This window comes from Nostoc sp. C052 (genome assembly GCF_013393905.1).
In the GTDB taxonomy this organism is placed as follows: domain Bacteria; phylum Cyanobacteriota; class Cyanobacteriia; order Cyanobacteriales; family Nostocaceae; genus Nostoc.
This window is the reverse complement of the sequence record NZ_CP040274.1, coordinates 324425-336425: the sequence shown is the minus strand read 5'-3', so window position 1 is coordinate 336425 and position 12001 is coordinate 324425. Positions and strand designations below refer to the sequence as shown.

Here is a 12001-nt window from a genome sequence, read left to right as displayed (position 1 = left end):
ACTCTTAAGTTAATAATATAATTAAGCTGCTGATTTAAAATCATAAACCGTATTTTGAACTAATTTTAAAGCATAGGTACAAAGATACTTTATAACTTGAGGCTCTAAACTCAATAGTACTTCTTTACTATCATTCGTTTCTTGCTCAATTAAAGAACGTGCATATAAAGCCTCTATAGCTTCAAGTACTTCTGAGGTTGTTACCTCATTCTGCTGTCTACCCTTGAATTTTTTAAGTAATACACTCAATCCAATTGAATTCCCAGACTCTTTATTTAGTTCTTCTGTTAAATGGAACATAATCTGTTTCTCTAAAATAGTTAGACGACCTTTTTCTTCAAATAATTCATCCAAACTATCTTGAAATATATCTGTCATCAATACAGTTTTAAAATTTAAAAACTTCTCTACACTTCCACCAAAAAATTTGTGAATCTTGTCCGCTAACATCTTTAAAGATAAAGGATTACCACGATAGGTTTGAATTAAATCTCCCCATTTATCCTCATTAGTTAAACCGTAGAAACTAAAAATTTCCAAAGCTTCCTTTCCCAAACCTTCAAGTTTTACCGTCCTAACTGGTTGTCCCTTTTTTTGTAGACGATTAAAATCAATAAATGGTTCACGGCTGGTTATTAGTAAACAACTTTGATGCTGTTCCTCTATCATTCTATTAAATAACGTTCCATACTCTGCATACTCCTTACCGTAAGCATTTGAACTGCTATTTCTATCTCCCTGTAATAAAGACTCTGCTGAGTCTAAAATCACCAAATAACGACGTGAACGCAGGTATTCAAACAATTTAGATATTCTAGCTTGGATAGATTCTGGTAAATCTAACTCCTCGTTTTCTGAAGAAGCCAAAATTCTAAGCAAGTCAGCAACTAAATCTGTAAGTAATGGACTATACGAAATTGACTTCCAAATAAAACCATTAAACTCATACGACCCCATACGCAAAACTTGAACCAACTTAGCAACTAAAGCACTTTTCCCTATTCCTGCCGCTCCTATAATTGCTACACAACGCTCTTGAGCTATCAATTCTTTTAGCATTGCTAGTTCAGGAGTTCGACCGTAAAAATTAGATATGTCAGGCAGACTTCCTGCGAGTATGGGTAGACCAGCAGCAGCTTCATTCCATTTTGCTGGTTCCTTGTCAGCTAATGCGATCTGTTTTTCTACAATGCCCCTCAGTCGTTTCTTAGTGACTTTTTCCCCATTCCCTAATATCCCTGTTAATAGTACCCACAGTTTAGGTGCTACACGCCTCTGCAAAAGATTAATGTCATAGGGAGTACTCTCTACTATGTCCTTGTAATCCAGATCAAGCCAAGCTGATCTAAGCACAATTTTTTCTGGCTCCTCTAGCCACCTGCCTTGTTTTGCAAACACTAAGTCATCTATGGCTTGGATAGCTTCTTTAGCATTCACCTTTTATTAAGCTCCTTTTAGTACTGTTTTTTATTTCATTAAACAAAAAGTATATACTTTCTAGCAGATAATCTTTTAAAAACTTGCGTAGTCTACTATTCTCTATTTATACAACAGTTTTCTTTTGCATGAAGTACAAAGCTACGGGTTTTGAGACAGAATGCGGGAAGACAGAGCTAGGGTGTATCATCAATTAGGTAAACTGGAGTCAGTAATACTTGGGATAAACAAATAACCTAAGTTGCTGGTTATGTGCGGCGAGATCACCAGTGGGAGAGAATCAAAGACTTACTCCCCGATACACAAAGGGTTGTGGAAGTCACAGCTAGAGATAATTGGTTGTCGCTTATCGGTTGTTTCTGGGAAGCAGTACTGTATCGCTGTTGAGCAGTGATACCCTGGAAAAACCAAACCTACTGGAGCAGTTTGGGCATTTTCGAGTATTTCACACTCGCTTTACTTGATGGTCAAAGACTGGGGTATGGGAGAGGGTGTTTCATAAGTCCTGTATTTTCTACCTAACTTAACTTGCAAACTGCTGTATAATTTTCTTTCACAAATCATAGCAATTGGAGTTGTTATTATATTACGATACTGCTATATTCTAGTTTGAGTACGCACTCAATCAAAAAAAGTTTTAGGAGATTGCCAAAACTAGTACAATTACCAGAGTACTAAAAGCAATACTCAAAATCAAACAGATACAAGTAGGCGATGTCCAAAATATCAGATCACTTTTCAGTTTTTGAATTTGACTGTCAAATGCATCGCTCTGCTTATATCATGCCTAAAGTATCAAAGCTTTTAGAGCTAGGATGACCAAGCTAATGAAGGAGAGTATGAAAGTGAAAACATCAAAAAATCTAAAGCACAAAGCGCCACTAAGGAGTAGGCGCTTTGTCTGTTTGTAAAATTCATCTTTTTTCAGAGCGGGGTTCATCTCGAAGGAACAAAATAAGTTGCCGTTGAAGTTTGGCGACAGAGACGACTACTAAATTTGTCCGAGAGTTTTTACCGCGCTGCAAGATCCATTATAGGGTCTACCGTTTGGAAAGTCCATTCCCTGCGGTGTGTTTTTGCTGTCGAAATTCATAAATTTTAGGTAAAGTTAAGTTTGGTTAAGAAATATCCCGAATTTTGTAGTTAAAAGCAGTAGTAGCGCGAATAACAGTTACCAGTTATCAGTTGGGAGTAGAGTCCAAGATTAGATAACTGATAACTGATGCAACCCCCTCTGAACTTGTAAACCGAGTTATCAGGGGAAAATATCATGACAAACAGAGAACGCCCCAAGAGCGCAGTGTTAGAGCGCATGGGGTCGAGTGCAGCTTTCGCATGGCAATTTTGTGCTGTGACGAAGGTAAATTTTCGGAATATCGAGGCTAGAGCAAGGGTTTCGCAGCTTGAAAGAGTTCTCTCCAAGGAATTCCGAGGGGAGAACCGATGAATTCAGCGACAATTGAATACCCAAACAACCTCACGGCAGCGGAATACCATGAGTTGTTAGCTGGTAGCGCCATTCATCCGGCGTTGATTAAGCGCAACTTTTTCCATGTAGAGGGAGAATCAGTTTATGATTTCCTGTTCATATCTGATAAAATCCCACGTAAGAATGCGGGTCGGGTAACAGATGGATACATAAAAATGTATCAGCACCTATTACTAGGTGGGACGTGGATTCAGTCACTTGACCCCTTTAAAAACTGGCAACCAATGGAGTGGGGGCGGATTAAGCCGAACTTCCCTCGCATTGATTGGGAAAAAGGCAAGCCAGTTAAGTACGAATCACCCCCCAAAACCCCCAACCGCGTTACCTACTTTGATGTCGCTAACCCCATCCAGGACTTAGTTGCAAAGCGTTATTTAATTAAGCGCTATCATTCACTTTTAGCATTGCGCTTACTGGATCAACTTAATCCACTAATATTTTGGGAGTGGGTGAAACAGCATCCAGAGATTCCGATTATCTTATGCGAGGGTGAGAAGAAAGCCGCTTGCTTGCTAAGTCTGGGGTTTGTAGCGATCGCACTCCCTGGAATTTGGAACGGGCGCGTGGGCAAACAGGATTTTGATGAACGATTGCATCCTGACTTAGTACCGATGGCTCAGGCGGGACGCAAGTTCATTATTTTATTCGACTACGAAACTTCTTCTAAAACCAGGTGGTCGGTGTTTCAAGCCACTGTTCGCACTGCAAAAGCAATCGAATCGGCTGGTTCTGAATGTGAAGTTGCATTACTGCCGGGGCCAGAAAAAGGTGTAGATGATTTCGTGGTAGCCAGGGGTGAAGATGCCAATGCTCTGCTAACTGCAATTATAGACGATGCTAAATCACTAAAAGATTACCAGCGCTCATATCGGGCTAAGAAATGGGGACTTAGCAAATACAAACCAGATGTCACTGTTAATGTCAAGTATCTCTCTGAGGCTTTGTGCATTCCTGAACTTGAAGAAAAATGCTTGAGAGTGCCTGAGCTTTATGAGCTTGAAAAGGAACAACTTTTCACGCCATCTATAAAAGGACATCAAAGAAAGAAGGAGTCTACGGATTCTGGCGGAGTTGATTCATCCAAATCGAAGAAATCCCCTACCTTCAATTTCCCAAAATCAGGACTGGTCGTACTCTGGAGCGACATGGGTACAGGGAAAACTGAACTTATGCGCTGGTGGCGTGACCAAAATCCTGATGCCAGATTTCTCAACAATGGACATCGGGTTAACTTGTTGAAAAATCTTGCCGAACGTTTGCGGACGGCGATGTATTCCGACTTGGGTTACACAGGTTTAGCCCAGGCCCAAGCCCTTAGTATTACTATTGACAGCTTGCATAAGCTGAATACCCAGTCTCTCACCTACGGCTGCATATTTATAGATGAAGCCTGCCAATACCTTACCCACCTGCTGCACAGTAATACTTGCAAACAACATCGCGCCGCCATTTTGGAGGTACTGGAATATATAGTATACAATGCGCCACTGGTCGTCATCGCTGATGCACACATGGACGATTTAACGGTAAACTTCTTTCTTGCAATGCGACCAAAAGGTGAAGTCCCGTACATTATTAAAAACGAGTGGCGAAACGGTTCACGCACAATTTATTGGTACGAGGGGGATAATGAGAGCGCCATAGTCGCCCAAATCTCGGCAGCGCTGATGCTTGGAGAGAAAGTCATGGTTGCAAGTGACAGTAAGCGTTTCATCAAAAAACTCGACAAATCCTTTACTATCAAGTACGAAGAATCTAGTAGTTCGCCAAGTGAACTTGGCGGGGTGCATGTTAAAGGGGATACTTCGACTGCGCTCAGTAACCGGGAAAAGGAAGAATTAACAGATTCCTCCTTTGCCCTTTCCCCCTTACCCCTTACCCCTTGCCCAGCCCGTAGGACTTCATACCGCATCTGGTCGGTTCATTCTGACAATTCTGGCAGTGATGAAAACGTCGCTTTCATTAAAGATATCACCAACGCCGTCAAAAACTTTGATGCCTTGTTCACTTCCCCTAGCCTGGGGACTGGTGTCGATATTTCTGAGTATCATTTTGATTTAGTGTTCGGTGTGTTTCACGGCGTTTCCCAAACTGCTACCGAATGTGCCCAACAGCTTTACCGTTATCGCCCGAAAGTCCCGTTTCATATTTGGGTGGCCCCGCGTCCTCCCTTTGGTTACAAGGATACTAATGCTACTAAGATTAAAGAGCGCTTGCTCCAAACCAATGAAATGACCGCTTTTCTGTTGCGGATTGACAGAGAAACGGGTAAGCGCGGAGCCGAGAAAGATTGGGCGCTTGAGGCTTACTGCCAAATTATGGCTAACCGCCATTATTCTCTCAATAATCTGCGTGATGATTTGCGATCGCTTCTCACCGAAATGGGCAATACATTTATATATGTGGGCAGTGATTCAGATCCTCAATCTCTCGAAAGTCTTAAAGCAGCAGCACAAGCTTTGGATAGTGCCCACAATTCGGCTGTTGCAAAGGCTAACAATATTACTTTGAGTGAGTACCGTGCCCGTCAGAGCAAAGATTACCTTGACCCTAATGAAATTTTTGAATGCGAAAAGTTCCGCATTTCTGATTCTTACGGCATCGAAGTAACCGAATCACTTGTAGAAATGGATAAAGGTGGTCGATTAATTAGAGCGATCGCTGGACTTGAAGCCATTTTAGCCCCACCCGAAGAATCGTTTACTGACCCCAAAACTGGGCAAAGTTATCCTACCCCACCAACAATTGTCACCCAAAAAGACCGCACAGAGCGCGACAATCTACCTTTGTGCATCGACTGGGGCAATTATTCCGCACGGTGGCTGGCTAGATTTAACCTGGGGCTGCATCAAATTCTCACTTCTTTAATGAAGGGTGATGAAGTTACTGCCGATGACCCCACCTTACTCAAGATGACGGAGATCGCTATACATTGTGCTGCTCACGTCAAAGCAATTCTTGGGTTTACTATTCCCAGTGACTGTAAACCTATTTGGTTGCTGGCGACTTTAGTAGAGCAGCTGGGGCTAAAGCTGACTTTCCGCAAGCAGGGCAAGCGCGGTCAACAGGTGAAACTTTTTTCTTTATCTAAAGAGGAATTAGAATTTGCAATGCATGTAATTGCTCATCGCGTGGAAAAGCGTAATCAAAAAGAAAATCGAACCTATTATGCGACCCAAACCCCTGCTGCGTATAGTGTAAACCCCAATCAGCAGGCCGTATCCACGCCCCCCCCGAATGCTATAGGGAACTCCCATTGCCAAGGGGAGGATACTACAGATGAGAGCAGGGGAGCGGAGGAGCAGAGGAGCAGAGGAGTTGAGGAGTTGAGGAACAAAGAAGAAATTTGTACAAGTTCTTTCCCCTCTGCCCCCCTGCCCCCCTGCCCCTCTGCTCTCTTCACTGACCGGATTACTCTACTTCATTGCGTAGAAATACTTCGCTCTGGTATTTCTCGTGGAGTAGATGCAATTAAAGGCATTCTCAAACGATGGCAGAGTGATTTGCGCTGGGAGACGGTGCTGGAACTTGAAGCGATCGCTCCTGATGAACTGCGACTTGTCGAGGATGAAGTCCCGGAATTTTATGCCTTGCTGAATGAAGAGGTGTTGCCAATGGAGGGATAAAGCCTACGCCGCGACTGAGCTACGTAACCTAGAGCAATCTGTGCCTCATTTTTATCAGTGGCTTTGGCTTGAAATGTTGCCTATGGAATTGTAAATGGCTTTTTGGGAAAATACTTATATCCCTTATCTGGGATAACTCCTGTCTAGATCGTCTTTGGTACATTTTCCGATCTAGAAATCTGTGAATAACTCTGTATGATTCTCATCTACCAAGTCATTTTTATTGCTGCTAACCGATGGCGGTGTCAGCATTGACAATGCCGCGATCGCACCCCGAACTTGCGACGCTTCCACGTCAAGATACTCTTGCAGTTGCTCCAAGCTTCGATGTCCGCTGATTTGCTGAATTACTCTCAGTGGAATTCGCGCATTGCTCATCAGCGTCAGTGCAGTTCTCCGGCAGCTGTGAGTACTTGCGCCTTCAATGTCTACTAGTTTGCACCCTCTCCGAAAAATCAGTGCCGCATAATCCTCATGCAAATGACCACGGCCCCAGCGTCCAGGAAAGAGATAACTATCACGAGAAACTTTGGGTTTATACAATTCCAGGTGATGCCGCAGTTCATCCAGCACAGGAATTGTACGAGTGGACAGCTTTCCCTTCGTGCTGCCTTTGCGAATATTCAGCTCTGGTCTGACTTTGGTTCTGCTGTCATAAACATCCTGAATTTTGAGGGTGACGCATTCGGAGACACGACAGGCAGTGTACAGCATCACTGCACCAAGTGTTCTATCCCGGACTGTGGTTAACCCCGAAGTAAACAAACGCCCGATTTCTTCCGGCGTTAGGACTTTTGCCTTCCCGTGACGGTCAATTTTCACCTTAGATGCACACTCCGCGATAGTTAATCATTATCGCCGATGCTCCCGTCTCAGGATTTATTTCGGTAAAAAAAGTGTGGAACTAACTGTACTGCAATTGCAACAAGCCATCGACACGCCACTTGCGATCTGCTTTGCTGTTGCGCTCCGTGCAATCGCCGCAGCTTTCACCTGAAAGCACCAGTTGTTGTGGTTAGCCAATATCAATATTGATTGATAAGAATGCAGAAACGGCCGTTGGGACTTTACCGAATGGCAAGTTAGTTTTTGATGTCTGAAATTACAATGTGTTTTCAACGTATAGTTACTTACCCAAGTAAGTGATCGATTCGTCTTCAGGCAAGTCAATTTTCCCGATTTGGGTGGTAAGGCACTTACCCGCTCATAAAGATACGAAAGTACGATCCAGATCCACGCCACACAACGAGCAATTAAGAACAAGGCTGGTATCTTTTTTTTGTGGTTCCCCCTAAAAATACACCTCTAAAAGAAAAACCTAAAAATCGGTGAAAAAAAAATAAACTAAAAATGACTTTATAGCTAATCAGTAATACAACAGGTCAAAGAGGATACTCCTGACATTTAACTACACAAATATTACAGGTGTAGGTTTGGGTTAAAGAAAACGGGTAAAGGTGCTTATTTTAAGAAACTTGTACAAGATTCTTCCCTGCTTCTGTTGCTTTCATGCCAAATCAAGCTTATTGGAATAGCCCGCTTTTTAATCGCTATCACGCTATAAAATTATAAAGTCATTTTTAGTTTATTTTTGAGAGTGGTGTGATTGCTCTATAAAAATTCTTCAAGAAACGGATAAAACTTGCGTGCCAAAAACTCAAACTTTTCTGCAATTGATTCCGAACTTGTCCTGAATCAATTCTCAGGGTGAACGCCAAGATGCTCGCTGATGGTCGAAGGGAGTTTAGCTGATTGCGAGTTAGTTTCTGATAGTGACATTAATTCTTTAAAACTGGAATAAAAGGAGCTAGAGCATAACTCTAATTGCACAGGACTCAAAAAATCGAGTGCCTTGGCACTAATTGTTTAAAACTGACAAATAATTCTTTAATGGACACATCTCTTCATAAAAGACATCGCTTGAAGAATGCGCTGACGCATTTGGCGATGATAGGATCAAGGTAATTCATCATGATGAATTACACGATTTAATAAGCGTGGAGAGTCCAAGTTTACCTAGATGATACGTGAACATGAGCAATACAGGGCGCAAAAAAAAACTGGCATCTTTCAACTGTGACCAAAGGATGTGGGAGCAGTTTATCGCCTGTTGCAACTCGAAAGGCACAACGGCAACAGCCACGCTGCTCGAATTTATCGAACTCTACTTAGGCGATTCCCAAGATAAGGTTGATGCAATAGGTGGAAATGATTTAGACGAACGCCTAGACTCAAAGATTAAGGCAAGTGTAGATAAGTACTTAGTTTGTAGTAACAATAGTAACAGCAGTTCAAGCAATGAAACGATAATAGCTATTTGCTCACGACTTGATAAGCTCGAGTCAGAGTTTTCAAATGAATCTAATAGCAATCAAACCACAGCAATTGATAATCTCGCCAATTTAGAACAAAAAGTGGAGGGGATGTGTGCCCGAATGACACAGTTGGCTGAGGCGATTATTAAAATTCAAAACTATCTCAACAACCAACAAGGGCGGGGCAATAAATCGTACTACAATAATTCATCCTTCAAAGTGCATACTCCCAGAATGCAACCGTTAACTGAAGAAGGTTTGGCTTCAAGACTTGGTGTAAGTGAGGAAACTGTACGTAAGGAGCGAATTAAACTCCCCCCACCGCTTTTTGTAGCATGGTGTAAGGGGAAGGATAGAGCAGGGTTGGGGTGGGAATTTAACGAAAATACGGGATTATATCAGCCAGTAAGTTAGTATTTTGATTAATTTCAACTTGTAGCGGCGGATGTGCGCTCTGCTGTTGCCAATTTGAATTTTTTAAAATGTGATTATTTCACAACCTTCAAGCAATTCGTCATAAACAGTTAGTTGTTGTGTTTTTAAGTGATTTGGTAGTGAATCATCATCAAAGGTCAAAGTAACAATATGAGTATTTTTGAGACTAAGAGATGATTTGCTGATATCGGTTATTGCCGCACTCATACCGCTTCGAGTACCGATCAGATACTTCACCGATTGCCCGATCTTTAACTGTGTTGCTGGAATAGCCATAAATGTTAAAAGTGTAAGTTAAGCAATAGTCTGGTTGGATGCGACGGCTCAAGCGCCCACGCCCAGGTGATCGCCTAATCGTTTCTACTTAAATCAAATCCAAGTTCCAAGTATAAAAACCGATCTGCTCAGGAACCCTAGTGAATCGCCCTGTGCGATGACCCCGTGATAACTCATTCAATACCTTGTTTTTCACTTCTCTAATCTCAGCCGCAGTGAGTTCGCCATAGATTCCGTTGGTAATTTCTGAAACGCTGAAAACTTTACCCGAATTATTTTCTAGAAAAGTTGTTAGTGCATCAATTAAAAACTGACCCTGAAATTCTTTTAGCATTGGTATGTCTTTGGGCTGTGGCGGCAAAACTTGTTTCTTATTTTTGCCTTTGACTCTGGTGGACGAATTCTTCGTCTCCGGTTTTGGTAGCAAAGTTAAAGAGAGAGTATAATATCCGGGTGATCCTGGGACACTGAACCATTTGTTAGTTTCCCTGCCTTTAGTGAGGGATGATTTAACTCTGTGTTTAAGCACTTTAAAGACTTCTGGCTCTAATTCCCCATAGAGCATTTTGACAATAAAATCGATGTGAACAATTGTGCCAATGTGTTCTGCCAAAACCTGTTCAATAGCTTCCGGGCGAGACAGGGATTGGAAAATAGGCAGCATGGCCGTCTCGGTTCCATAGAGCGCTTGCTGTTGAGTTGATGTTTCTATCGGTGGCTCTAGGAGTACTGGAGTATCTGTAGCTGCATCAGATTCTTCACCTGACCAAGCTTGTATAAGTGTGAATATATTTTGTTGAGTGGAGTCAAGCAATTGTGTTGCGACTGTTGATGTATCCTGTGAATCGTCTAGCTCAAGATGGGTAATAGGTTCAACATCGTCATTAACAGATTCCTCACTTAAGAATAAGAAGAAGTTTTTTCCTTTTTCAGAGGTGAATTCTTCATTATCATTATCTACCTCCTCAGTCAAAGACCAGTTAGATAATAGAGCTTCTACATGAGTGAGATTTGCTTTTGCTAGGGAATATAATTTTTCGTACTCTTCTACAAGAGGTGCGTAGTAATCTCGCAATGCTAATAATGACTCGATTGCTTTTTGGGGAGGCTCTAAAGGAAAGGGGCTATTCATCAAGTTTGAAATTAACTAAACTTTGCGACACTCGTATAGTTATGAAACAACATCGAGTGAATTGGAAAGGAATTGACAGTTTCACACCTATTGTAAAGTATTTGAGTAAGTTGAAGCTTCGCTTTGTTTTTCATATTGTCAAAGTGATTCATACTACAAGAGGATCGCGCTACCCAAAAAGCAATCGAGTGCATTCTCCCTTGGTGTTATGGAAGGAACTGCACTCGTCGAATTTTACTTATTTAAGCAGTTGTGAATTTATAGCTTTTTCCATTTTTCAAGGGTGAGACAAGGTTGTTTTGCAGTAGTAGGTATAAATCCACTGGAAGAAACACCGAAATTGTTTAAAGAAGCAATTTCGTCTTCGGCATTGTTAATGGCTACTCGTATAGCTTTGGTTTTATCTTCTAGAGAAAGCTTATCAATTTTAGCGCTGTCAGGATTTGGAAGGGCAGAACCTTTTGTAAGTGAAAATTCGTGTATTTTGTAAAACTGATCTCCTGCTTCGGGTTTACCCAATAAGAGACAACCTTTAGATTTGACGAACAAACCAACACTCTGCATATTGGGACTGAAATGACGCTTAGTGACAAACTTCACCTCTTGAACAGGCCCCCAAGCAAGGACGGCTTCAGAAAAACCTTTAGTACGGACATCTCGACTTTCGTTACAGCCGTTGTTGTATCGATCGAGAAAACCGTCACTACAAACTTTCCAATTAACTCTATACAGATCGGGAGTACTGTCAACAAATTTTTTAACTTCATCTGCTTCTGCTTTCTCCTTTGCTGCAATCAACTCAAGTTCTGTTTCGTGTGCAATCTGTTCAGGCGTTTTACTCTGGCAAGAGATGATACCACCACCGACGAGCAAAGCTAAAGTAATGGCGATTCGTGAAGTTTTGAAAAGCATACTATTCTCGCTTAATAGCTAACTATTTATTATCGAAAAAGCTGGATAGTAAAAAAGCTAAATTTAGCTCAATTTGGAAAAATAATTTTGTGTACTTATGGAATAAATGTGAGCTAAAATTCATCCTAAATAATATATAATAATTCGATTTCAAATAGCAAGCTAAAACCAGCAATTAACTATTAAAAAAGTTGAACTTTTGTGATGTTTTTATCGAAACAGAATACATGCGTCAGTCGCCAGAAAACAGACATGAATTTTGTGTGACTGGCGGATGAATCAAGGGGTTTAAGACCCCCACTAAATCTTCGATTTAGTGGTGCAACAATTCAGTGGCGGGTCTGAATCCCCCACTGATAGCGAGTCTGCGAGCGTCTTG

7 protein-coding genes are annotated in these 12001 nt (G+C 41.7%); 2 read left to right on the top strand and 5 right to left on the bottom strand.

The genetic code is table 11. From position 1 onward, the window contains the following. Nucleotides 1-21: 21 nt before the first annotated feature. The gene (locus FD723_RS36320; RefSeq protein WP_179070042.1) at nt 22-1437 is read right to left on the bottom strand and encodes an NB-ARC domain-containing protein; all 1416 of its coding nucleotides are present in this window, start codon (nt 1435-1437) and stop codon (nt 22-24) included. Between the two features lie 1443 nt (nt 1438-2880). On the opposite strand from FD723_RS36320, the gene FD723_RS36315 reads away from it, so the two are divergent. Continuing rightward, nucleotides 2881-6552: a DUF3854 domain-containing protein gene (locus tag FD723_RS36315; RefSeq protein WP_179070041.1), complete on the top strand. Its 3672-nt coding sequence runs from the start codon at nt 2881-2883 to the stop codon at nt 6550-6552. 171 nt (nt 6553-6723) lie between these two features. Here FD723_RS36315 and FD723_RS36310 read toward each other — a convergent pair whose 3' ends face one another. Beyond that, complete coding sequence (locus FD723_RS36310) at nt 6724-7374, bottom strand: tyrosine-type recombinase/integrase (protein ID WP_179070040.1); 651 nt, start codon at nt 7372-7374, stop codon at nt 6724-6726. A gap of 1265 nt (nt 7375-8639) precedes the next feature. Here FD723_RS36310 and FD723_RS36305 point away from each other — a divergent pair. Continuing rightward, nucleotides 8640-9281: a hypothetical protein gene (locus tag FD723_RS36305; protein ID WP_256875331.1), complete on the top strand. Its 642-nt coding sequence runs from the start codon at nt 8640-8642 to the stop codon at nt 9279-9281. 63 nt (nt 9282-9344) lie between these two features. Here the strand turns inward: FD723_RS36305 and FD723_RS36300 are convergent, their stop codons facing one another. From FD723_RS36300 to FD723_RS36290, 3 genes are all read right to left on the bottom strand, one after another. After that, nucleotides 9345-9578 carry a hypothetical protein gene (locus tag FD723_RS36300; RefSeq protein ID WP_100904243.1) on the bottom strand — a complete coding sequence of 78 codons (234 nt, stop codon included), beginning with the start codon at nt 9576-9578 and terminating at the stop codon, nt 9345-9347. An 88-nt stretch (nt 9579-9666) separates the two neighbouring features. After that, nucleotides 9667-10710, bottom strand: coding sequence for a hypothetical protein (locus FD723_RS36295; protein ID WP_179070038.1), 1044 nt, complete (start codon nt 10708-10710; stop codon nt 9667-9669). 258 nt (nt 10711-10968) lie between these two features. Further along, entirely contained in the window at nt 10969-11622 is a 654-nt protein-coding gene (locus FD723_RS36290; protein WP_179070037.1) for a hypothetical protein, read from the bottom strand. Nucleotides 11623-12001 lie beyond the last annotated feature (379 nt).